At 71.6% G+C, this 22,526-nt stretch carries 20 protein-coding genes, 1 pseudogene and 1 riboswitch; of the genes and pseudogenes, 10 read left to right on the forward strand and 11 right to left on the reverse strand.

The features are described from left to right. A partial coding sequence (locus HMPREF2863_RS03905) for an acyl-CoA dehydrogenase family protein (protein ID WP_210386718.1) occupies window positions 1-558 on the reverse strand: 558 nt, incomplete at its 3' end. Between the two features lie 185 nt (window positions 559-743). Here HMPREF2863_RS03905 and HMPREF2863_RS03910 point away from each other — a divergent pair. After that, the gene (locus HMPREF2863_RS03910; RefSeq protein WP_070638145.1) at window positions 744-1,445 is read left to right on the forward strand and encodes a TetR/AcrR family transcriptional regulator; all 702 of its coding nucleotides are present in this window, start codon (window positions 744-746) and stop codon (window positions 1,443-1,445) included. Window positions 1,446-1,480: 35 nt separating this feature from the next. Here HMPREF2863_RS03910 and HMPREF2863_RS03915 read toward each other — a convergent pair whose 3' ends face one another. Next, window positions 1,481-1,807 carry a putative quinol monooxygenase gene (locus HMPREF2863_RS03915; RefSeq protein WP_067190758.1) on the reverse strand — a complete coding sequence of 109 codons (327 nt, stop codon included), beginning with the start codon at window positions 1,805-1,807 and terminating at the stop codon, window positions 1,481-1,483. A gap of 140 nt (window positions 1,808-1,947) precedes the next feature. Between HMPREF2863_RS03915 and HMPREF2863_RS03920 the strand changes: the two genes are divergently transcribed. The 4 genes from HMPREF2863_RS03920 (at window position 1,948) to HMPREF2863_RS03935 (ending at window position 5,940) form a co-directional block, all read left to right on the forward strand. After that, a complete protein-coding gene (locus HMPREF2863_RS03920) occupies window positions 1,948-2,781 on the forward strand; it encodes a hydroxymethylpyrimidine/phosphomethylpyrimidine kinase (protein WP_070638093.1) in 834 nt (277 codons plus the stop codon). A 110-nt stretch (window positions 2,782-2,891) separates the two neighbouring features. Next, a complete protein-coding gene (locus HMPREF2863_RS03925; protein ID WP_067190762.1) occupies window positions 2,892-4,160 on the forward strand; it encodes an amidohydrolase in 1,269 nt (422 codons plus the stop codon). A 152-nt stretch (window positions 4,161-4,312) separates the two neighbouring features. After that, window positions 4,313-5,335, forward strand: coding sequence for a hypothetical protein (locus HMPREF2863_RS03930; protein ID WP_083315204.1), 1,023 nt, complete (start codon window positions 4,313-4,315; stop codon window positions 5,333-5,335). 83 nt (window positions 5,336-5,418) lie between these two features. Beyond that, window positions 5,419-5,940 (forward strand): hypothetical protein, encoded by a 522-nt coding sequence (locus HMPREF2863_RS03935; RefSeq protein WP_067190767.1) that lies wholly within the window; start codon window positions 5,419-5,421, stop codon window positions 5,938-5,940. A gap of 353 nt (window positions 5,941-6,293) precedes the next feature. Here HMPREF2863_RS03935 and HMPREF2863_RS03940 read toward each other — a convergent pair whose 3' ends face one another. Both HMPREF2863_RS03940 and HMPREF2863_RS12025 read right to left on the reverse strand, forming a co-directional pair. Then, window positions 6,294-7,424 carry a sensor histidine kinase gene (locus tag HMPREF2863_RS03940; RefSeq protein WP_141756358.1) on the reverse strand — a complete coding sequence of 377 codons (1,131 nt, stop codon included), beginning with the start codon at window positions 7,422-7,424 and terminating at the stop codon, window positions 6,294-6,296. A gap of 159 nt (window positions 7,425-7,583) precedes the next feature. Then, complete coding sequence (locus HMPREF2863_RS12025) at window positions 7,584-7,757, reverse strand: hypothetical protein (RefSeq protein WP_168165754.1); 174 nt, start codon at window positions 7,755-7,757, stop codon at window positions 7,584-7,586. A 179-nt stretch (window positions 7,758-7,936) separates the two neighbouring features. Here HMPREF2863_RS12025 and HMPREF2863_RS03945 point away from each other — a divergent pair, with 179 nt between their 5' ends. After that, window positions 7,937-8,620 carry a response regulator gene (locus HMPREF2863_RS03945; RefSeq protein ID WP_067190798.1) on the forward strand — a complete coding sequence of 228 codons (684 nt, stop codon included), beginning with the start codon at window positions 7,937-7,939 and terminating at the stop codon, window positions 8,618-8,620. A gap of 190 nt (window positions 8,621-8,810) precedes the next feature. On the opposite strand, the gene HMPREF2863_RS03950 is transcribed toward HMPREF2863_RS03945, so the two are convergent. The 3 genes from HMPREF2863_RS03950 to gcvP all read right to left on the reverse strand — a co-directional run bounded on the left by HMPREF2863_RS03950 (window position 8,811) and on the right by gcvP (window position 13,938). Continuing rightward, entirely contained in the window at window positions 8,811-9,632 is an 822-nt protein-coding gene (locus tag HMPREF2863_RS03950; protein WP_070638098.1) for a thermonuclease family protein, read from the reverse strand. A gap of 145 nt (window positions 9,633-9,777) precedes the next feature. After that, window positions 9,778-10,944 (reverse strand): glycine cleavage system aminomethyltransferase GcvT, encoded by a 1,167-nt coding sequence (gcvT, locus tag HMPREF2863_RS03955; RefSeq protein WP_070638101.1) that lies wholly within the window; start codon window positions 10,942-10,944, stop codon window positions 9,778-9,780. Window positions 10,945-10,956: 12 nt separating this feature from the next. Beyond that, complete coding sequence (gene gcvP, locus HMPREF2863_RS03960) at window positions 10,957-13,938, reverse strand: aminomethyl-transferring glycine dehydrogenase (protein ID WP_371327616.1); 2,982 nt, start codon at window positions 13,936-13,938, stop codon at window positions 10,957-10,959. 120 nt (window positions 13,939-14,058) lie between these two features. After that, a riboswitch (glycine riboswitch) is annotated at window positions 14,059-14,174 on the reverse strand. A 74-nt stretch (window positions 14,175-14,248) separates the two neighbouring features. On the opposite strand from gcvP, the gene HMPREF2863_RS03965 reads away from it, so the two are divergent. From HMPREF2863_RS03965 to HMPREF2863_RS03975, 3 genes are all read left to right on the forward strand, one after another. Next, the gene (locus HMPREF2863_RS03965) at window positions 14,249-15,301 is read left to right on the forward strand and encodes a YeiH family protein (protein WP_083315205.1); all 1,053 of its coding nucleotides are present in this window, start codon (window positions 14,249-14,251) and stop codon (window positions 15,299-15,301) included. A gap of 167 nt (window positions 15,302-15,468) precedes the next feature. Beyond that, window positions 15,469-15,843: an ectoine synthase gene (locus HMPREF2863_RS03970; protein ID WP_067190781.1), complete on the forward strand. Its 375-nt coding sequence runs from the start codon at window positions 15,469-15,471 to the stop codon at window positions 15,841-15,843. Window positions 15,844-15,927: 84 nt separating this feature from the next. Beyond that, window positions 15,928-16,923, forward strand: a complete 996-nt coding sequence (locus HMPREF2863_RS03975) for a PaaI family thioesterase (RefSeq protein WP_246828815.1) — start codon at window positions 15,928-15,930, stop codon at window positions 16,921-16,923. Between the two features lie 99 nt (window positions 16,924-17,022). On the opposite strand, the gene HMPREF2863_RS03980 is transcribed toward HMPREF2863_RS03975, so the two are convergent. The 3 genes and pseudogenes from HMPREF2863_RS03980 to HMPREF2863_RS12455 form a co-directional block, all read right to left on the reverse strand. Next, window positions 17,023-18,081 (reverse strand): enoyl-CoA hydratase/isomerase family protein, encoded by a 1,059-nt coding sequence (locus HMPREF2863_RS03980; protein ID WP_070638158.1) that lies wholly within the window; start codon window positions 18,079-18,081, stop codon window positions 17,023-17,025. Between the two features lie 131 nt (window positions 18,082-18,212). After that, entirely contained in the window at window positions 18,213-18,362 is a 150-nt protein-coding gene (locus HMPREF2863_RS12130) for a hypothetical protein (protein WP_210386719.1), read from the reverse strand. Window positions 18,363-18,511: 149 nt separating this feature from the next. Next, a pseudogene (locus HMPREF2863_RS12455) lies at window positions 18,512-19,612 on the reverse strand (MFS transporter); the annotation flags it as partial. Between the two features lie 219 nt (window positions 19,613-19,831). On the opposite strand from HMPREF2863_RS12455, the gene HMPREF2863_RS03995 reads away from it, so the two are divergent. Further along, the gene (locus HMPREF2863_RS03995) at window positions 19,832-20,359 is read left to right on the forward strand and encodes a MarR family winged helix-turn-helix transcriptional regulator (RefSeq protein WP_070638111.1); all 528 of its coding nucleotides are present in this window, start codon (window positions 19,832-19,834) and stop codon (window positions 20,357-20,359) included. Window positions 20,360-20,476: 117 nt separating this feature from the next. Here HMPREF2863_RS03995 and HMPREF2863_RS11435 read toward each other — a convergent pair whose 3' ends face one another. Further along, entirely contained in the window at window positions 20,477-22,501 is a 2,025-nt protein-coding gene (locus HMPREF2863_RS11435; RefSeq protein WP_246828817.1) for a cytochrome b/b6 domain-containing protein, read from the reverse strand. Between the last annotated feature and the right edge of the window lie 25 nt (window positions 22,502-22,526).

A 22,526-nucleotide genomic window follows, 5' to 3' on the forward strand; every position in this document is an offset into this window, starting at 1 on the left:
GCCGGCGGCGCCGTTGCCGATCCACTTCTTGTGGCCGTTGATCCTCCAGCCTCCGTCCACGGGGGTCGCGGTGGTCTCGAGGGAGACGGAGTCGGAGCCGTGGGTGGGCTCGGTGAGTGCGAACGCGCCGTAGAGCTCGCCGGCGGCCATCTTCGGCAGGTACGTGGCCTTCTGCTCGTCGGAACCGCACATCTGGATCGAGCGCATGGCCAGTCCGCCCTGCACGCCCACGATGGTGGACAGCGAGCCGTCGATGCGGGAGAGCTCCATGGTGGCCAGGCCGGAGGCGAGGCGGGAGTAGGTGGGCTTGCCCTCGACCTCGACGCCGTCACGCAGCAGGTCCGCCTCGGCCAGTCCCGGGATCAGCCCGGTGGGGTACTCGCCCTTGTCCCAGGCGTCCTGGAGGGTCTTCTGGACCTCGGGGGTGAGGTAGGCGCGTGCGGCCTTGAAGAGGACGAGGTCCTGCTCGTCGATGTCCTCGAAGATCGCGTAGGCGTCCGTGTCCAGGGGACCGGTGATGTCGTACTCGGGTTCGGCGGTGGGCAGCTGCTCGGTCATGGCAGGTCCTCTCGGTGGGAGGTGGAGCGCCGGGTCCGTGCGGCGGGGGCCTCACGGTGCGCGGAGCCTCACGACGACGGCCGCTCGCCTCCGCCTGTCCGGCGCGGGATGCTGGATCCAGCATCGTATGAGACTGAGTTTCAGGTCAAGTGAGACGCCGTATCAGACTGCGTATGATCGTCGACATGAACAAGAGGCTCGCCGCGCACACGCCCGCCCTCATCCGCCTGCTGGACGAGCAGGGCTGGGACGCCACCACCGTGGACGCCCTCGCCGCTGCGGTCGGCGTCAGCCGAGCCACGTTCTTCCGCACCTTCGGCTCCAAGGAGGACGTGGTCTTCCACGACCATGCGGTGCTGCTCGAGGAGCTCGAAGAGTTCCTGGACGGAGCGAGCCCGGGCCCCGAGGCCACCGCGGACGCGCTCGTGGAGGCCGTGCTGCGGGTGTTCCGGCACCATGCCGCGGACCCGGCACAGGCGCAGGCCCGGTACCGGCTGCTGCGGCAGTCCAAGGCGCTGCGGAACAGGGAACTGCTGAGCTCGCACGGCTACGAGCGGCTCTTCGCTCGCTGGCTGCGGGGCCGGCCGGAGACACTGCCCGGCGGGGACGCCACGGCGTTCGGCCTGGCCGGCGCCGCCGTGGCCGTCCACAACGCGGCGCTGCGCGGTTGGCTGCGGGAGGGCGCCGAGACCGGCGTTCTGCCGGACGCCGCCGACGCCGAGGAGCGGCTCGCCGAAGACCTGACCGGCCTGGTCCGGGCGTTGACCCGATCCCCGAGCCCGGCGGCCGACGCCGCCCGGGTGAGGACCGTCGTCGTGACGGTGGACAAAGGGCGGCCCGACACGGACGCCGTGCTGGCATCGGTGCGGGCCGCCCTGGAGAGCTGAGACGGGCTCAGCCGGAGTTCAGCGGGCCGGAAGGCTCACTCGTCGATCTGGATCTCCCCCATCGGACCGAAGCCGTCGGCCGAGATCTGCTCGGAGATGATCTGCGGGGTCTTGGCGAGCAGCGGCTTCATGGCGTCGATGCCCTCCTGGAAATGCGGGGACTCCACATGGGCCTTCGCGCCCTCGTCGGTGAAGCCCTCGAGCAGGAAGTACTCGTTCTTCTCGCCCTCCACCGGCTGGTACCACTCGAAGAACATGTTGCCCTCCTCGCTGCGGACGTCTGCGGTGTACTTCGCGACGGCGTCCATCCACTGGTCGGCGAGCTCGGGCTTGACGGTGAACTTCAGGTTGATCAGGATCATGCGTCCACTCTGGCCGATCAGGCCGGGAGCGCGCCAGCACGGCGGCTCCGCCCACGGCGGAATCCCTGCGGACCCGGGCACCTGACATCTGTGACGGGCGCGGGTGAGGGCACAGCCGCCACGGGAGTAGCATCGACCTCATGTCTGACGTGATCGCGCGCACGGAGCGCCCCGCCATCGCCCTCACCATCGCCGGTTCCGAGGCCACCGGCGGTGCCGGCGCCCAGGCCGACCTGAAGACGTTCCAGGAGCTGGGCGTGTTCGGCATCGTGTCCCTGACCTGCATCGTCTCCTTCGACCCGAAGGACGACTGGAACCACCGCTTCTTCCCGGTGCCCACCGAGGTCATCGCGGACCAGCTCGAGGCTGTCCAGAAGGACTACGAGGGCACCCTGAAGACCGTGAAGCTCGGCATGCAGGGCTCCCCGGAGGTCATCCGCACCACCGCCGGCGCCCTCAAGTCCCAGGAGTGGGACCACGTGCTGCTGGACCCGGTGCTGATCTGCAAGGGCCAGGAGGCCGGCCACGCGCTGGACACCGACCAGGCGCTGAAGGCGGAGCTGCTGCCGCTGGCGACCTTCACCACCCCGAACCACTTCGAGACCGAGCAGCTCTCCGGCATGACCGTGAAGACCGTGGGCGACCTGATCGCCGCCGCCAAGAAGATCCACGAGGTCTCCGGCGCCGCCGTGCTCGCCAAGGGCGGCATGCACCTCGAGGGTCCGGACGCGGTGGACGTGTTCGTGGACGGCGAGACCGTGGAGGTCCTCTCCGAGCCGAAGATCGGCACCGAGGGCGTCTCCGGCGCCGGCTGCTCCCTGGCCGCCGCCGTGACCGCCGAGCTGGCCAAGGGCGCCACCCCGCTGGAGGCTGCGCGGCGCGCCAAGGCCTTCGTGACCACCGGCATCCGCCAGGCGGTGGACGGCAACACCCCGTTCGCCGCCCTGTGGCAGGGCGGCCTGCGCCAGGGCTGACCTCTGTCTCCCCCGCCCATGTTGCCCTCGTTCCGATCCGGAGCCCCCCGCACGCGCTCCGGATCGGAACGAGGGCTTCGTCATGCCGCCATCGCCGACGAGAGGACCCCATGACCTCCCCGACCGACACCGCCGCTCCCCTGCCGACCCCCACCTGCCTGCCGCAGGCCCTGCGGCTGACCGACGCCGAGCGCGAGCGCATGCACGCGGACTACGTCCACCTGCACCGCCACCCGGAGCTGTCGATGCAGGAGCATGAGACCGCCGCCTGGATCGAGCGGCAGCTGGACGAGCTCGGCGTCGAGCACTTCCGCTGCGGCGGCACCGGCGTGGTCGGCATCCTGCGGCACCCGGAGTCCCCGGAGGCGACCACGGTCGCGTTCCGCGCGGACTTCGACGGGCTGCCGATCCTCGAGGACACGGGGCTGGACTACGCGTCCACCGCCCGTGGCACCCTCGCGGACGGCAGGGACGTCCCGGTGATGCACGGCTGCGGCCACGACACGCACGTGATGGGAGCGCTCACCGCCGCACGGCAGCTGGTGAAGGCCCCTGAGACCTGGCAGGGCACGGTGGTGTTCGTGTTCCAGCCGGGCGAGGAGACCGGAGCCGGCGCCGCGGCGATGGTCGCGGACGGCCTCTGGGACCGTGCCCCGCGGCCGGAGGTCGTCCTGGGCCAGCACGTCATGCCGCTGGAGGCCGGAAGCGTCTACGTCATCCCCGGCACCGCCATGGCCCTGGCCGACTCCCTGCGGGTGACCTTCCACGGAAAGCAGGCGCACGGCTCTCAGCCGCAGGACAGCATCGACCCCATCGTGATGGCCTCCCACGCGGTGGCCCGGCTGCAGACCGTGGTCTCCCGCGAGGTGGACCCGCGCGAGTCCGCCGTGGTCACGGTCGGCACGTTCCACGCCGGCCTGAAGGAGAACATCATCCCCGCCGAGGCGACCATCGAGCTCAACATCCGCACTTTCACCCCCGCGCGTCGGGACCAGGTGGTGGCGGCCGTGGAGCGCATCGTGAAGGCCGAGGCCGCCGCCTCCGGCGCCCCGGAACCGACCGTCGAGCCGATCAGCACGTTCCCCCGCTGCTACAACGATCCCGGGCACTCCGAGCGCGTCACCGCCGCCCTGCGCGCCGAGCTCGGCGCAGAGCAGGTCACCTCCGCCGCCCCGTTCATGGGCTCGGAGGACGTGGGCGCCCTGGCCGACGCCATCGGCGTCCCCCTCGTGTACTGGCATTTCGGCGGCTTCCAGGGCGCCCCGGAGCAGTACCCGGTGAACCATCACCCCGCCTTCGGGCCCGTCATGGCACCCACCCTCGAGGCCGGGCACCGCGCCGCCCTGGCCGGTCTGCTGGCCTACATCGGACGGAGCTGAGCCCTCTCCCCTCAGAGCCCTCGTTCCGATCCGGAGAGCGTCTCGCCGGCTCCGGATCGGAACGAGGGCTCCGGGAGAGCGCCGGCTCCGCGCATGGCGGCAGGAGCGGACTTCATGGCGACAAGCGCGGACTTTCCAGAGAGGATGGAGGCATGAAGACCACCGAGTTCGGAATGTTCGCCCACGCCCCGATGTCCGGCGAGACGGCCGCGTATCTGCCGAAGCGGGCCACCCGCCCCGGCTTCCTGCGCCCGGGCAGCCGCAGCTACGGCCTGCTCGCCGCCGCGGGTCTCGGGGCCCTCAGCCTGCTGGACCCCTCGGAGGGGGACGCACGGGAGCGCAGGACGGTGAACCGGATCATCGCCGCCGCCACCGGCGTCTACGGCGCAGCTGAGCTCCGGGCCGCGATGGACGTGGGTGCCCTCGCCGCCGGCGTGACCCCGCGCTTGACCACCCGCCTGCGCAACGGCCTGGTGGGTCTGGCCGGAGGTGCTGCCGCCGGCGGGCTCGTGGCCCTGGCCCCGGCCGTCTACGCGAAGTGGGACGCCACGAGCATGGACCTGCTGGAGAAGGTCGGCGCCACCGGTCTGGCCCAGAAGGCCGGCCTGACGCATCCGCGCGCGGCCATGGCCGTGCTCGGCGTGGCCGCCGCCCTGCTGGGCAATGCCGCCGCCCGCCGCACCCACCGCGACGCCGTGCAGCAGGGTGCCCTGCTGCGCTTCATGGACGACATGCCCGAGGATGAGGACGGACTCGCACCGGTCCCGGTCCCGGCCGCCGCCCGCGTGCTGCTGGAGACCCTCCTGGACCCGGCCCTGGCCGAGGGCGCCGCTCTGCCGGGCCAGGCCGCACTGCGCGCCCAGCTGGCGCACACGAAGGCCGTGGAGCAGGAGCCGGGCGTCGAATTCACCGACTGGCTGCCGCTGGTGGTCGACGCCGAGACCCCGCTGGTGCGCGCCGTTCCGCACGACTTCACCTGGCCCGTGCGCGGCCGATTCACCCACGAGGGCCAGGAGTTCGAGGTGCGCCTGTGCGTGGTGGACGGCGAGCTCGGCGCCCTCGTGGTCGAGCCGGTGGACCAGGACTCGGACGACGCCTGGCAGGCCCGCGCCACCCTGGAGAGCTGGCCGTCCCCGGAGGAGCTGACCTTCGCCGTGGACGGCGCGGAGGGCTGACGCCGCACTCAGGTCCGGGTCAGGCCGGGTGACTAGAGTGGGGAGCCGCCCGCTGTGTCCACTGACTTCGGAGTCGCCCCGCCATGACCACTCCCGCCCCGGTGAAGAGCACCGCCCGTGCCCGCCGCAAGGCCGCCCGAGCCGCCGCAGGGCCACGCCCGCGCCTGCACATGAGCATCTACGGGTTTCTGGTGGCCTGGCTGGTCCCGAACCTGCTGATGGCGGCGCTCGTGCTCGTGCTGGCGCTCATCCCGAGCCTGCAGGAGTTCGGCAGCCTGACACCGCTGCTCACCGTGGTGGGCCTGGCCGGCCTGGTGGTCGGCCTGCCGCTGTGCCTGCTGGTGAACTGGGCGTTCCGCCACGTGCTCAACCAGTGGGTGCACGTGCTCGCCTACGCCCTGGTGGGCATGCTGTACGGCCTGGTGGTGCTGACCCAGGGCGCCGGCGGCATCCTGCCGATGCTCATCCCGGTCATCGGCTTCCCGGCCGGCATCCTCATGGGCCTGGGACGCGTGGCCGCCCGTCCGCTGGTGAAGGTCGTCGGCGGCCCGGACGAGGCAGGCGACGCGGGCGCGGACCAGCATCCGGGTCAGGCTGCCGCCTGACCCGTCCAGGGCGTGCCTGCCTGCCACGGAGCGTGCAGCCCTGGGCAGGCGTATCGCCGGGGTCCGGCCACTGCAGCGGCCGGACCCCGGCGACGAGGCGAGGCCTCACATGTAGGTGATCGTGCCGCAGGCCTGCAGCACTGCACGTCGTGCAGAGAGAAAGAAGGCGGCGATCTGCGACCGCCGCCTTCCTCCTAGAACGTCCTCCCGGGCCCGCATCCCCTCAGGCTTGTTCCGGTCGGTGTCGTCCTGCACTGTGCACCGTCTCTTGGGGCACTTTCCACTGTAGTCGGGGCCACAGCCGGACCGGTAGTGGACTTTTGTCTACACTTTCGCGGCCAGTGTGACATGCATCACATGTCCGCGGGATCACCTGCGGGGACGGCAGCCACGAGCCGCCACTGATCCCCCTCCGGCCCCACGCTGAACGTGCCGCCGAAGGCGGAGACGCGTTCGCGCATCGAGTTGAGTCCGACGCCGGAGGAGTTCCAGGCCTGTCCGCCGCGCCCCTTCCTGCTCTGGGGCCGGCGCTCGATCGCGTTGGAGACCCGCAGGACCGCGTCCGCCCCTTCCAATCCGACGGCGATCTGCACCGGCTCGCTGCGGTCCCCGTGCTTGGCGATGTTGCTGGTGGCCTCCTGGAGCACGCGGTAGAGCGTGCTCTGGGTGCCCAAGGGGACCGCTCTCCCCTCCAGCCGGACGTCCGCGCGCACGGTGAAGCCCAGCTCCATGAGCTCGTGGGAGACCCGGGAGACGCCGAGGTCAATGTCCACCGAGGTGCTCGACTCCGAGCCGGAGTGGCCGGGCTGCCCCTGATCCCCCACCACGCCCTCCTCGCGCATCAGCGCGAGCATGCGCCGCAGGTCCACCAGCGCATCCTTGGCGGAGCTGCCGACCACGTCCAGCGCCTGACGCGCGGCCTCGTCCGTGCCGACGAACTGCGCGGTACGCGCCTGCATCGAGATGATCGTGAGGTTGTGCGCCACGATGTCATGCAGGTCTCGGGCGAGGACCCGCCGCTCACGCAGCGCGGCCTCCAGCGCCTGCCGGCGGGCCTCCTGGATCTTGAGGGCGTCTGCCTCGCGGCGCATCCAGGCGAATCGGACGAAGAGCCCCACGCCGATGCCCATCACCGAGATGATCACCGAGAACCAGATCGTCGATGCCGGCTGATGCAGCAGAGACGGAAAGAGCACGGCCCACGCCAGCGCCAGCACGCTGGCGATGACACTGAACAGCGCATTGGCCGTCGCCACGACGGCACTGACGATCAGAGTGCCGTACAGAAGGGTGGGGAGGGCCTCCCCGCCCGTTCGCGCCAGAAAATAGACGGGCAGAAGGGCGGTGAACGCCACCGTGGTGGACACCCACTGCAGCAGGAAGGCCGCCGCCAGCAGAACCAGGATCAGGACGTACCTGTCCTGGCGCTCAGCCGATTCCACCTCCGCGACCTCAGAGACGAGGTCGGACGAGATCGACAGCACCACGAGGATGCTGAGGATCCCCAGATACCAGGGACTGCACTGGCGTGCGTCCCAGAAGCGACGCCACCCCCGCTGGACCGACGCCTTCGCAGGCGACGGTTCAGCGGGGGTGAGGTCGATCGTCCCGGTCGAAGTCACCCGTTCCGGTATGACGGACGATCAGTCGCAGAACATGCCGAAGTTGTAGCAGAAGAAGTCTCGGGTGCCCTTGGCGAAGCCGGTGGTCTCGGCGACGTCGGAGCCGGTGCCGGTCGGCGCGGCGGAGGCGGCGGGAGCCATGGTGAACAGGGCGGCAGCGGTCAGGATGCTGGCAGCGAAGGTACGAGTCTTCATATCCAGCATTATGGGATGCAGCTCACAGACCGCGCCAGGCCTGAACACCACAGAGCGCAGATTCACAGGAAACCCCGCACTCCATACTTTTTCCTGTGAAAACACCGCATCCCATATGTCTGCCTGTGAAAAGCGCACTGTGATCCGTGCTACACCCGCGCGTGTTCTACGCTGATGCGGTGACCCAGAATCTTCGCGTGCTCATCGTGGACGACCAGCCGCTCATGAGCGGGGCCCTCAAGACCCTCGTGGACTCGGCCCCCGGCATGAGCTGCATCGGCGTCGCCGCCAACGGCGCGGAGGCCCTCGAGGCCTGCGACGCCACCACCCCGGACGTCGTCCTCATGGACATGCAGATGCCGGTCATGGACGGCGTGGAGGCCACCGGCCACATCGCCCGCGACCACCCCGAGATCCGCGTCCTGGCCATCACCACCTTCACCTCGGAGAACTACCTCGTCCCCGCCCTGCGTGCCGGCGCCGCCGGCTACATGGTCAAGGACGCCGAGCCGGCCTCCATCCTGAGCGCCATCCACGCCGTGCACCGTGGCGAGTCCGTCCTCTCCCCCACGGTCACGAAGAAGCTGCTCACGGCCATCGAGGAGGACGGTCCCGGCGTCGGCACCCGGCCGGTGCGTCCCGGCGACCCGGACGGCTCCGACCTCACCGAGCGCGAACTCGGCGTGCTGCGCCTGCTCGCCCGCGGCCAGTCCAACACGGAGATCGCCCAGAGCCTGCACCTGTCCGAGTCCACCGTGAAGGCCACCTTCACCCGCATCCTGGACAAGCTCGAGGTCCGAGACCGCGTCCAGGCCATCATCCGCTCCGCGCAGCTGGGCCTGGTCACCCTCTCCCTCGACTGACCTGCCTCCTCCGGCACGGCGCCGGAGGCCACACCCACGACGTCGGCGCGTCACCTTCGGACGGTGACGCGCCGACGTCGTGAAGCGGGTCCGGACAGGGGCGGCGGACCCCGGCGCCGGCTCAGCGCGAGTAGATGCGCCGGCTCAGCGCGAGTAGATGCGGCGGCTCAGCGCGAGTAGATGCGGCGACTCAGCGCGAGTAGATCTCGTTGCGGCGGTCGTTGAGATCGCGCAGGCGCTTCATGCCGCGGTCCGCGATCTCGTCCGCCTCGGCCACCAGGAGGTCCTTGGACGGGCCCCAGACGGTGTTCACGAAGTCCGTGCCCTCCGGGTCGAGGTTGTGGATGTCCTCCTGCACCAGACGGACGTTGTCCACGGCCTGCCCCAGCTCGACGGACTTCTCGTCGATCTTGGCGATGGACGGCTCCACGTCGTCTGAGATGACGTCCAGGGCGTACTCGGCCTCGTAGAGCTCGCTGTTGACGGTGCAGCGCTCCTCGAGGTCGTACAGGCCGATGTTGCGCGTGTACGCCTTCTCGTTCACGGACCGCATCTCGGAGGCCTCGGCCTCACCCACACCGATGCCGGTGGGGGCCGCCATGCCCTCTTCGATCATCGCCAGGTTGACGTCCTCGCCGGCCATGCGGAAGGTGGCGTACTCCTCGCCGTCGACCTCCTCGATGTCCACCACCGCGGTCGCTCCCGCGACGAGGCGGTCACGCAGCCACACATAGGACTTCTCGCCCATGCAGAGCGCCGGGCCGACCCGCAGGCCGTCCGGGTTGCGGGGACCGGCGGTGAGGCCGGCCATCTTGACGAGCTTCTCCTCCCCGTGGGCGTTGATCTTGACGGTGGTGCCGTCCACGACCTCCACGATCTGCATGCGGCGGCCCTCGTCGACCATGCCGCGGAACATCACCATGACGGCCAGCAGGATCATGGTCAGCGCCACGACGGCGAAGACGACGAACGCCTTCTTGGACACCCGAGCGCGGGAGGCGACATGAGTCATGCGGAGGATCCTGACAGTGGACGATGGACGGTCGAGCCCGGACGCGGACGAGGCCCGCCGCCCCGGCTCGGAGACCCATCCTAGCGAAGGAGGCTCGGAGCCCGAGACGGCGGGCCGTCGTCACGGTGCCGAGTTCAACACGTGCTCAGCGCTCGCGGCGGTAGAACGGCAGGGGCACCACGGAGAAGGACTCGCCGCGGCCGCGCAGGTCCACCAGCAGCTCGGTGCCCTCGGCCGCGAAGGCGCGGTCGATGCGGGCCATGGCGATCGGGTGCCCGAGGGTCGGGGACGGGGCGCCGGAGGTGACCTCGCCGATCACGTTGCCCTCGGTGTCCTGCACCGCGTAGCTGTGGCGGGCGGCCCGGCGGCCGGCGCCCTTCAGGCCCACGAGCACCTGGGACACCTCGTCCTTGCCCTGGAGCGCGGACTTGCCCACGAAGTCGGTCTCCTTGGACGCCGGGACGGCGAAGGAGACGCCGGAGGCGTGCGGCTGGTGCGCGTTGTCCAGCTCGTTGCCGTAGAGCGGCATGCCGGCCTCGAGGCGCAGCGAGTCGCGGGAGGCCAGGCCACACGGGGTCAGCTCGACGCCCGCGGCCTCGGCGGCCTTCACCACGGCGTTCCACACGGCGGAGCCGCGGTCGCCGGCCTCCTCCGGGGAGCCGGCGTGCACGAACAGCTCGAAGCCGTCCTCGCCGGTGTAGCCGGTGCGGGCCACGAGGACCTCCACGTCGCCCGCGCCGGTCGGCAGCGCCAGGGTGATGTGGGCGAAGTACTTCAGCTCCGCCAGCTCCTGGACGTGGGCCGGCATGGCCTGGGCCAGGATCTGCTCTGCCTGCGGGCCCTGCACGGCCACCAGGGAGGTGTCCGCGGACTCGTCCGTGACGGTGACGTCGCGGCCGGAGGCGCGCTGGGCGAGGGCGGTGTACACGGAGGCGGCGTTGCCGGCGTTGGGCACCACCAGGTACTCCGGGACGGAGCCCTCGGCGCCGTCGTCCATGCGGTAGACGATGAGGTCGTCCAGGACCGTGCCGGCGTCGGTCAGGCACAGGCTGTACTTGGCACGGCCCGGCTTGAGCGTGGACATGACGCTGGACAGCGCGTAGTCGAGCATCTCGCCGGCCTCGGGCCCGGTCACGCGGACCTCGCCCATGTGGGACAGGTCGAAGATGCCTGCGGCGGAGCGGACGGCCTTGTGCTCGGCGAGCTCGGAGCCGTACTTCAGCGGCATGTTCCAGCCCCCGAAGTCGGTGAAGGAGGCGCCGGCGGCCTCGTGGACGGCGTGCAGCGGGGAGTTGCGCAGGTTCTCGGACATGGTGGTCTCCTCTCAGGCGTCCGCGGTGGCGGTCGCGTCGGTCTCCTCCTCGAAGGCCTCCGGCGGCGGGCACGAGCAGACCAGGTTGCGGTCGCCGTACGCGCCGTCGATGCGGCCCACGGGCGGGAAGTACTTGTCCTGGCGCAGGGAGGCCACCGGGTAGCCGGCCTGGGAGCGCGAGTAGGAGCGGTCCCACTCGTCGCCGGTCAGGACGGCCGCGGTGTGCGGCGCGTTGCGCAGGACCGAGTCGGCCAGGGTCTCCGGGGTGGTCTCCACGATCTCGCCGTGGATGGAGATCATCGCCTCGATGAAGCGGTCCAGCTCCCCCAGGTCCTCGGACTCGGTCGGCTCCACCATGAGGGTGCCGGCCACCGGGAAGGCCAGGGTCGGGGCGTGGAAGCCGTAGTCGATGAGGCGCTTGCAGACGTCCTCCGCGGTCACGCCGTGCTTCGCGGTGAGCTCGCGCAGGTCGAGGATGCACTCGTGGGCCACCAGGCCGCCCTCGCCGGTGTAGAGGGTCGGGTAGTGCTCCGCCAGGCGGCGGGAGATGTAGTTCGCACCGAGCAGGGCGTGGCCGGTGGCCCTGGTGAGGCCCTCGGCTCCCATGAGGTGCAGGTAGGCCCAGGAGATCGGCAGCACGCCGGCGGAGCCGTGCGGGGCCGCGGTCATGAGCGTTTCGCGGGACGGCAGGTACTTCACCAGGTGCTCGCCCACGGCCACCGGGCCCACGCCCGGGCCGCCGCCGCCGTGCGGGATGCAGAAGGTCTTGTGCAGGTTCAGGTGGGAGACGTCGCCGCCGAAGCGTCCCGGCTGGGCCAGCCCGACCAGGGCGTTGAGGTTCGCGCCGTCGATGTACACCTGGCCGCCGGCGGCGTGGACCTTGTCGCACACCTCGCGCACGTCGGCGTCGTACACGCCGTGCGTGGAGGGGTAGGTGATCATGATGGCCGCGATGCGGCCCTCGTTGGCGGCGATCTTCTTGTCCAGGTCCTCGGCGGAGATGGTGCCATCCTCCGCGGTGGCCACCACCACCACCTTGAGGCCGGCGAGCACCGCGGAGGCCGCGTTGGTGCCGTGCGCGGAGGCCGGGATGAGGCAGATGTCGCGCTCGCCCTCGCCGTTGTCCATGTGGAACCGGCGGATGGCCCAGAGGCCGGCGAACTCGCCCTGCGAGCCCGCGTTCGGTGCCACCGAGACGCCGGCATAGCCGGTGATCTCGGACAGCTTCGCCTCGAGGTCCTCGATGAGGAACCTCCAGCCCTCGGTCTGGTGGGCCGGGGCGTACGGGTGGATGGAGCAGAACTCCGGCCAGGAGATGGCCTCCATCTCCGCGGTGGCGTTGAGCTTCATGGTGCACGAGCCCAGCGGGATCATCGTGCGGTCCAGGGCGAGGTCGTAGCCGGAGAGGCGGCGCAGGTAGCGCAGCATCTGGGTCTCGGAGTGGTGGCTGTTGAAGACCGGGTGGGTCATGTACTCCGAGGTGCGCAGCAGCTCCTGCGGGATGGCCGGGGCGGCCACGGCGCCCTCGTGGGAGGGCGCCGGCAGGGCCGAGGCATCGGCGCCGAAGGCGGCGAGCACCGCGGCGAGGTCCTCGTCCACGGTGGTCTCGTCGCAGGCCACGCGGACGGTGTCCGCGTCCACCACGCGCACGTTCACGCCGTTGTCCTCGGCGGCGGCGCGGATCTGCTCCGCGGCGCCCGGCACCTCGAGGGTGAGGGTGTCGAAGTAGGCCTCGTGGACGACCTTCACGCCGGCGCCGGCGAGCGCGGTGGCGAGGCGGTGCGCCTGACGGTGGGCGTGGCGGGCGATCTGGGCGACGCCGGCCGGGCCGTGGTAGACGGCGTACATGGAGGCGGTGATGGCCAGCAGCGCCTGGGCGGTGCAGATGTTGGAGGTGGCCTTCTCGCGGCGGATGTGCTGCTCGCGGGTCTGCAGGGCGAGGCGGTAGGCCGGCTTGCCGGCGTCGTCGTGGGAGACGCCCACGAGGCGGCCCGGCAGGGAGCGCTGCATGCCCTCGCGCACGGCCATGTAGGCGGCGTGCGGGCCGCCGTAGAACAGCGGGACGCCGAAGCGCTGGGTGGAGCCGACGGCGATGTCCGCGCCCTGCTCGCCCGGCGGGGTGATGAGGGTGAGGGCGAGGATGTCCGCGGCCACGGTGACGAGGGCGCCGGCCTCCTTGGCCTCGGCGATCACGGCGGTGTGGTCGTGCAGGCGGCCGGAGTCGCCGGGCTGCTGCAGGACGATGCCGCACAGGCCCTTCTCCTCGACGACGGCCCTGACGTCCTCCGGGATGCCGGCGGACAGGTCCGCCACGTGGACCTCGATGCCCACGGCGTCGGCACGCAGCTGCGCCACGGAGAGGGTCTGCGGGAACAGGTCGGCGTCCAGCAGGGTGACGCCGCTGCCCTTCCTCTTGTTGGCGCGATGCATCAGGAGGACGGCCTCGGCCACGGCGGAGGCCTCGTCCAGCAGGGACGCGTTGGCGATGGGCAGGGCGGTGAGGTCCTGCACCATCGTCTGGTAGTTCAGCAGGGACTCGAGGCGGCCCTGGGAGATCTCGGGCTGGTACGGGGTGTAGGCGGTGTACCAGGCCGGGTTCTCCAGCACCTTGCGGAGGATGACGCCGGGGGTGACGGTGTCGTAGAAGCCCTGGCCGATCATCTGGGTCTTCATCACGTTCCGGCCGGCGATCTCGCGCAGCTGCTCGAGCACGGCGGACTCGGTGAGCGGGGCGGGCAGGTCCAGGCCGCCCTCCATGCGGATGACCGAGGGGACGGCCTTGTCCACGAGCTGGTCGATGGAGTCGAGGCCGAGCACCTCGAGCATGTGCGCGGCGTCGTCGGCGCGCGGCCCGATGTGGCGGTCGACGAACGGCGCCGAGGCGGTGTCCCGCGGCTCGTGCGCGGACTGCGGCAGCGCCGTGGTCTCGTCTGCGGTCGGATGGGTGCTGGTCACGGGTACCTCCGAGGGGTCCTGCCGGTGCGGCATGATCATTCACCTCCCCGCTCTGTCATTGACCTGAGAGTTTCCACCCGCCTGCGGCGGGCTTGCACCGTCGGTGACGCAGTCCTCCGGTCCGGGGTCGGCGGATCCTGCGTGCTTTCCAGAGCGTCCTTCCCCTGCGCGGTACGGGTGCCTGAGAGATTCCCGGGGAGGTCTTGCTCCTTCGGCGGCCGGCTGACGTCCGGGGTGTCTCCGCAGACGCGCCGACGCTCTCCCGCACAGGGCGATTGCGACGTGGTGCCAGTATCCCACAGAGCGTGTGCCGGGTCACTCGGATCGGCCGCGGGGCTAGAGTGCGCCCGTGACCACTGCTGCCTCCACCCCTGCCTCCCGCGCATTCGGCCTGCTCGTGTGCCTGGCCCTGGGCGCCGTGGCGGTGGGCCTCTCCGCGCTGGTCCGCCCGTGGGCCCCTGCGCTGAGCCCGCTGCTGCTGGCGATCCTGGCGGGCATGGCCTGGCGCAACCTCGCCGCGGTCCCGGAGCGCCTCTGCCCCGGGATCGCCTTCGCCGCCAAGCCCGTCCTGCGCACGGGCATCGTCCTGCTCGGCCTGCAGCTGGCCCTGGGAGACGTCCTCGCGCTCGGCTGGGGCGTGATCGGCCTGGTCGTGGCGGCCGTCGGGATCACCTTCGCTGCCACGCTCGCGCTCGGCCGTGCCCTGCGCCTGCCGTGGGACCTCATCGCCCTCGTGGCGTCCGGCTTCTCCATCTGCGGCGCCGCCGCCGTGGCCGCCGCAGACTCGGTGGTCCGTGCCCGCCGGGAGATGGCCGCCACCGCCATCGGCCTCGTCGTGCTCTTCGGCACCCTGATGATCCCGCTCATGCCGTTGGCCACCGGGGCGTTCGGCCTGTCCGAGGAGGCCGCCGGCCTGTGGATCGGCGCGTCCACGCACGAGGTCGCCCAGGTGGTGGCCGCCGGCGGCCTGGTGGGCTCGGCCGCGCTGTCCGTGGCGGTGACGGTGAAGCTGGCCCGCGTGGTCATGCTCGCGCCGGTCATGGCCTCGCTCGCCGCCGCCCAGCGGCGCCGGGACGCCCGCTCGTCCGCCCTTCCCGACGACGGCTCGGCCGCCTCCGCCTCCCGCCCTCCCCTGGTCCCGTGGTTCGTGCTGGGGTTCGTGGCGGCGATGCTGCTGCGCTCCACCGGCCTGCTGCCGGCAGGGGTGCTGGATGCGGCGGCAGCCGTCCAGCAGCTGCTCCTGGCCACGGCGATGGCCGCGCTGGGCCTGGGTGTGCACCTGCGCTCGATCGTGCAGGTCGGGCCGCGCCCCCTCGTCCTCGGGGCGGCGAGCACGGCGGTGGCCGTGGCGGTCGGCGGCGCCGGCGCCTGGCTCCTGGGTCCCGGCCTCTCCCTCGGCTGACCGGCCGGCGACGGGCGCAGACCAGGGGTGGGAACCGCCGGCGGGATCTGCCTACGGTCAGGGCACTGGGTCCCGTCGGCCGCCCGCAGACCGGGCAGACCGCGCGATGAGCGGTCGGCGAGCGCCCGGACCCGCACACCCGATCCGTCGAAGGAGCGAATCCGCAGATGTTCACGCGCAACCGAGAGCAGGCCGAGACCGTCGAGTGGGGCGGCGGCACGTCCGACCGCCTGCTGGTGGAGAAGGACAACATGGGCTTCGCCGTCTGCCACACGATCGTGAAGCAGGGCACCGCCTCCAAGCTCGAGTACCGCAACCACCTGGAGGCCTGCTACTGCATCTCCGGCTCCGGCTCGGTGGTGGAGAAGGACGGCACCGTCCACGAGATCACCCCCGGCACCATCTACGTGCTGGACGAGCACGACCCGCACGAGCTGCGCGGCGGCGAGACCGAGGACATGCACCTGGTCTCGATCTTCAACCCGCCGATCACCGGAGACGAGAAGCACACGCTCTCCGAGGACGGCTACTCCTCCTACTGAGCTGAGCCGCACGCTCCACACCGTCGGCGGCGGGGACGTCTCCTTCCGGGCGTCCCCGCCGCCGTTTCCGCTACCGTTCACTCCGTGAGCTACGGACATTCGATCCCCGACATCATGGCCGGCACCTCGGATCCCGGCGGCCGCCGCACGGCCCAGGACGCGGAGAACACCGGGCCCCGTGCGCACCCGCAGGGCCGCACGGAGCAGCTGTTCGGTGTGCGCCGCCACGAGCAGGTGCGGCAGGAGGGCGCCCACTGGAACCCGGGGTACATGCTCGCCGGGCCCAGCTCGATCGGCTTGGACGGCCGCCCCACCGCCGCCGCTGCCACCGTGCTGATGGACAACGCCACCGCCGTGGCCGTGCACCACGCCGCCGCCGGTGCCATGCAGGCCATCGTCACCACCGAGCTCACGCTCAACGTGCTCAAGCCGCTGCCGGCCTTCGACGCGTCTGCGGACGCCGACCCGGCCGACCAGCCCCGCATGGAGTGCTGGTACACCCCGCTGACGGTGGACGAGGCCGGCGGCGCCGCCCGCGCCTGGCTCGTGGACGCCGCCGGCGACCGCGTGGCCGAGGCGACCGGCTGGTTCCAGGCCGTGCCGGCCGCTCCCGCCGCCTCGATGGAGGCGTTCGTCCGCCACGGCGGCCTGCCGCTGGGGCCGCAGACCCGCGTCCCCATGGCGGACCTGCTCGGCCTGGAGCCGGACTCCGTCACCGTCCAGGACGACACGTCCCGGCCCGCCCAGTCCGGCGAGTTCGTCCCGGGCGCGCGCTTCCGCGAGAACCGGGAGCTGGACAATCCGCAGGGCGCCGTCCACGGCGGCGCGATGATGCTCCGCGCGATCCTCGCCGCCCAGGGTGCGATGCCGGACCGCGCTCGCTACGACGTCCAGGCCGCCCGCACCGTCTACACGCGCCCGGGCCGGGGGGACATGGTCGCCATGACCCGCGTCCGCCACGCCGGCCGCTCGCTGCGGTTCGTGGACGTCGAGCTCGTCCCCCTCGGCGAGGACGGCTCCCCCGTCGTGGACAAGCCGATGGTGCAGGTGCAGGTCACCTTCCGCGCGGCGCGCGGCTGACCGAGCCCACCGCAGACGACAGGGGACGACGACGGCGGCAGGCTCCCGTCCGTCGTCGTCCCCTGTGCCGTGTGGCCGGGTCTGGGCCTGAGGTGGGGCTCAGAGCGTCAGGTCACCCGTCTCCGGCTCGGCGAAGTGCGACTCCACGAGCTCCGGCGTCACCTCGTCCAGGGTGGCCGGCCGCCACTGCGGGTTCTTGTCCTTGTCCACCAGGAGGGCGCGGATGCCCTCGGCGAAGTCGTGGCCGCGCAGGTGTGCGGCGGTGGTGCGGTACTCGGTCTTGAGCACGGCCGCGAGGTCCTTGGCGCGGCGGGCCCGGCGGACGGCGGCCAGGGTGACCGAGACGGCGGTCGGGCTGAGCTTCTCCAGGCGGTCGGCGGCCTTGTGGGCGGCCTCCTCGTCCCGGGCGCGCAGGGCCTCGATGATCTTCGCGGGGGTGTCCTTGGCGTAGCACTCGTCGATCCACGGGCGCTGCTGCCAGAGCGGTGACTCGCCCGGCTCGGTGGCGAAGCGCTCCAGGACGGCGTCCGGCTCCTCGGTCTCGAGGGCGGCGGCGATCTCGTCCAGGGTCTCGGAGGAGACGTGGTGCGTGGACAGGCCCAGGGCCACCGCGTCCGCGCCGGTGATGTGCTCGCCGGTCATGCCCACGTGCAGGCCGAATTCGGAGGGCAGGCGGGAGATCAGATAGGTGCCGCCCACGTCCGGGACGAAGCCGATGCCGGTCTCCGGCATGCCCCAGCGGGTGCGTTCGGTGGCCACGCGGTGGGAGGCATGGCCGGAGACGCCCACGCCGCCGCCGAGGACGATCCCGTCCTGGAAGGCGACGATCGGCTTCGGGTAGTCGCCGATCAGGTGGTTCATGGCGTACTCGGTGGCGAAGAACTCCTCTCCCTCGGCGAGGTCGCCGGCCTGGATGGAGTGGTAGATCGACACGATGTCGCCGCCGGCGCAGAGGCCGCGATCGCCGGCGCCGCGGACCAGGACGGTCTGGACGGAGTCGTCGTCCTTCCACTCGAGCAGCTGCGCGCGGATGCCCTTGACCATCTCGAAGGTCAGGGCGTTGATGGCCTTCGGGCGGTTCAGCGTGAGGACGCCGAGGCGACCCCTCTGCTCGATGAGCAGCTCGTCGGTGGGCTGTGCGGTCTGCGCGTCGGTCATGGAGTTCACCTTTCCTCACGCGTGTCCGGCCGGGCAACGGGTGCCCGGCCGGACGCGGCGATTGATTGGACGTCCGAGGACTGCCTGCTTCGGAGCCTATCAGCGCCGGGCAGAGGGGTCCGCGGAGACGGTCATCCCTTGATGTCGGACTCGACGGCGTCGGCGACCTGCGCGGTGTCGATCGTCTCCATCGAGCCGGTGACTGCGAGCGACTCGTGGCCCAGCAGGTCCTCGGAACGGAGGAAGAAGATGGACACCAGGGAGACGACGGCGGTGGCCACGAAGAACCACAGGGGGAGGAGGGGTCGCCGGTCTGGTCGATCAGCCAGGTCGCCGCGAACGGGGCGGAGCCGCCGAAGACCGCGACGGGGATGTTGTAACCCACGGCGATGCCGGTGGAGCGGACGTGGGTCGGCAGCAGCTCGGTCATGGTGGCGTACGGGACGCCGCAGTAGATGCCCACCGAGACGCCGACGGCGATCAGAGCCGGGACGATGTCCATGCCGGTCTCGGCGTGCGGGGCGGTGAGGAAGAACCACGAGACGGAGGCCACGGTCATCACCAGGCCGACCAGCAGGATGATGCGGCGGTCGCCCACGCGGTCCGAGAGGTGCCCGCCGACGGCCATGAAGCCGGCGGCGAGCACGCCGGTCGCCAGGACCATCCCGAAGATGAAGGACTCCGGCAGCTCCAGCACGGCGCGGAAGTAGCTGGTCAGGTAGGTCATGACCAGGTAGAAGGTCGAGGCCAGCAGGGTGATCACACCCATGACCAGCATGATCTGGCGCGGGAAGCGGAAGGTCTCGCGCAGCGGGGCCTTGGCGGTGCGCTTCTCGGCGTGCAGGCGCTTGAACTCCGGGGAGTCCTCGAGGCGCATGCGGATGAAGATCGCGATCGCGCCCAGCGGGCCGGCGATGATGAACGGGATGCGCCAGCCCCAGTCCTGCATGGCCTCGGCACCGAGGGCCCAGGCCATGCCGTTGCCGACGAGGGCACCGATCATCAGGCCGGAGGCGGCGGTGGTCATCAGGGTGGAGGTCGCGAGGCCGCGGCCGCCCTTCTTGGAGAACTCGGAGACGAAGGCGGCGATGGTGGAGATCTCGCCGCCGGCGGAGAAGCCCTGGACCATGCGCAGGAAGACCAGCAGGACCGGGGCCATGACGCCGATCGAGTGGGCGGTCGGCAGCAGACCGATGCACATGGTGGCGCCGCACATGACGCCGAGGACGATCATGAGGGTCCTGCGGCGGCCGATCTTGTCCGCGAGCGGACCGAAGAACAGGCCGCCGAGCGGGCGGATGAAGAAGGAGAGGGCGAAGACGGCGAAGGCCGAGAGCAGGCCGACGACCGGATCGTCCGAGATGAAGAAGTTGGCCCCGACGTACACGGCGAGGAAGCCGTAGACGCCGTAGTCGTACCACTCGATCAGGTGGCCGGCGGTCGCCCCGACGAGTGCCTTGCGGCGTTCGCGCGGGCTGACCTCCTGCTCCTGAAGCTCGGCCGCTGTGGGATGGGATGCGTGTGCGGTCATGAGGTGTCCCCTTAGTCAGGTGCGATGATCACTGCTCGTGCCCTCGAAGGTCGGACATTGGAGCATTCCGTGATGCGCATCACAGTAGCCGGGGCTGCGCCGTCGGGAAGAGGTGTTTCCACATGGTGGACGCAGGCGCGACGATGACCGACGCCCGCACCGTGAGACCGAGGCCCGCCGACCGGGCGCACCCTCGTCCCCTCACCTAGGATGGGGCGAATGAGCAGCACCCGACAGACCCTGAACCGCGACCCCATCGCGGAGGCCCGCCGCAACTGGGAGCGCCAGGGGTGGGACGACGTCGCCGCGCCGATGGCCGCGGTGACCTCGATCATGCGCGCGCAGCAGATCCTGCTGGCCCGGGCCCACAAGGCGCTGAAGCCGTTCTCGCTGACGTTCGCCCGCTTCGAACTGCTGGCCCTGCTGGACTTCTCCCGCGAGCGCCGCATGCCCATGAGCAAGGCCGGCGCCCTGCTGCAGGTGCATCCGACCTCCGTGACCAACGCCGTGGACCGCCTCGAGTCCGCCGGGCTCGTGACGCGCGAGCCGCACCCGGGCGACCGCCGCGCCACCCTGCTCGCCCTGACGGAGAAGGGCCGCGAGCTCACCGCGAAGGCCGCGGCCGCGCTGAACACGGAGGTCTTCGCGGACACGGGACTGTCCGACGAGGACGTCACCTCGCTGATCGAGATCCTGACCCGCTTCCGCCGCAGCGCCGGTGACTTCGAGGACGCGACCGCCGGCTGATCCTCCCGGACGCCTGCGCCGCTGCGGCCTCGGCCGGTCGCACCACGCAGGGACGGCCGCAGACATGACGGCGGGGCCCGAGCACCTGGCTCGGGCCCCTTCGTCTGTCCCGCCGGGTCAGCGGCCGACGGTGCCGAACCGCTGGGCCACCGGGGCCACGAACTGCGGGCGGAGGAAGAACCACGCGGCGGCGGTGACGGCCACGGACGCCAGGAACACCACCAGACCCCAGGCGTCGGTGGCCTCGCGCGAGGTGTACATGTGGTTCAGGTTCGCCAGGAAGCCGGTGAAGACCACCAGGAACACGTGGACCACGATGAATCCGACGAAGAACAGCATCACCGGGAAGTGCACCCTGCGGGCGGCCTCCATCGGGAACGCCCTGTTGAGCGCCTTGGCCTCGGTGGGGAACCAGGAGGACATGCGCCAGCCGGTGAGGGCGGCGAGCGGGGCGGCGACGAACACCACGAGGGTGTAGGTGATCATCTGCAGGGCGTTGTAGTGGACCCAGCCGTTCTCCGACGGCCAGTCCAGGGACATGTACTGGATGCCGGCGGACAGGGCGTGGTGGAACACGTACGGGTCCGTCGGCACCAGGCGCATCCACTGGCCGGTGACGAACAGCAGGATCACGAAGACCAGGCCGTTGAGCACCCACAGCCCGTCCAGGGCCTGGTGCATCCAGATGGTCATCGAGTACTTCTTCGGCGTGTTCCCCTTGGCGGAGAACAGCGAGTCCCTGCGCGGGGTGAAGTTCGCCGGCGGACGCTGCTCCGAGCGGATCTGCAGGCCGGTCCTGATGATCAGCACCATCAGGAACATGTTCAGGAAGTGCTGCCAGCCGAGCCAGGCCGGGATGCCGATCGGGGCGGACTCCGGCTGGGCCGTGTGCCCGTCATACTGCGCGATGAAGTCCTGCACCGGCTCGAGGGTGCGCAGGCCGCGGGCGGCCAACACCAGTGCCAGGGCCACGACGACGGCGCCCAGCGCTCCCCAGAGCACCTTCCGTCCCCGCGGCATGGGCTCGGCGCCCTCGGCCTTCTTCGTGGGCTGCGCCGCCGGCCTTCCGGCAGGCTTGCCGGCCGCCTTCGGAGCGGCCGCAGAGGTCGCCGCGGCGGGCTGCGCAGCACCCTGCTGCGCGGAACCCTGGTGCGCGGTGCCCTGGTGCGCGGTGCCCGGCGGGGCTTGGGCTGCATGCTTCGGGACGGCCGCGGTGTCCTGGCCGGATCCATGGGCGGCCGCTGCACCGGCGGCACCGGCGGCTGCGACGCCTCCGGCAGCGGCGGCTGTACCGGCGCCCATGCGCTGCTTCCGGCCGGGCTGCGCATCGGCAGCCGGCTGGGCAGGCGCCTGGGCGCTGGAAGGCGGCTCGGCCGCGGCCGGGGCGGCAGGGGCGGCCTGCACGGACGCGTCGGACGCCTGAGCCGCGGCACCGGCGGTGCGGCCCTTGAGCGGGGTGTACCCCTTCATGCGCTGTCCCACGGGGGCGTCCGGTGCCTGGGCGTCAGTCGCTGCCTGGGCGTCAGTGTTCGCGTTCGCGGCCAGGTCACCACCGGCCGCGACGCCGGCGGCGGTCCCCGCCACGGCGGTGCCTGCGCCCTCGGCCGAGGCGGGGGGTCGCTCGGCCGGGGTGGCCTCCGCCGCAGCGGCGGCCTCGGTGTGCGGGGCCGCAGCGGTGCTCGCAGCGGTGGTGGCAGCGACCGGTGCGGCGGGGGCGCCGCCCTTGAGCGGGGTGTAGCCGGCCATGCGCTGACGCTGCTCGTAGGGCACGCCGGACACGGCGGCCGGAGCCGCGGCCGCGGCACCCGGGGACGGCGTCTGAACGGCGGCCGTCCGGTCCGGCTCAGCGGCGGGCTCTGCAGCGGCCGGTGCTGGGGCCTGCGCAGCGGTGGCCGGGTGCTGGGCTCCGCCGGTCAGCGCCTGCGGCGCGGTGCCCCGGAACGGGGTGTAGCCGGCCATGCGCTGCCGCTGCTCGTACGGCACCCCGTCACGGACGGCAGGCGCCGCGGTGGCGGGGGCGACCGTCTCCTCAGGCCCGGCCTCGGCCACAGGCTGAGGCGAGGGATCCTGGGTCAGGGGCGTGGCGTCGTCGTGGGTACGGCCCTTCAGGGGGGTGTACCCGGCCATCCGCTGCTTGGGCATGCGTGGTCCTCCCGGAGTCTGCCGC

The sequence above is a fragment of the Micrococcus sp. HMSC067E09 genome (genome assembly GCF_001812555.1).
GTDB lineage: Bacteria > Actinomycetota > Actinomycetes > Actinomycetales > Micrococcaceae > Micrococcus > Micrococcus lylae.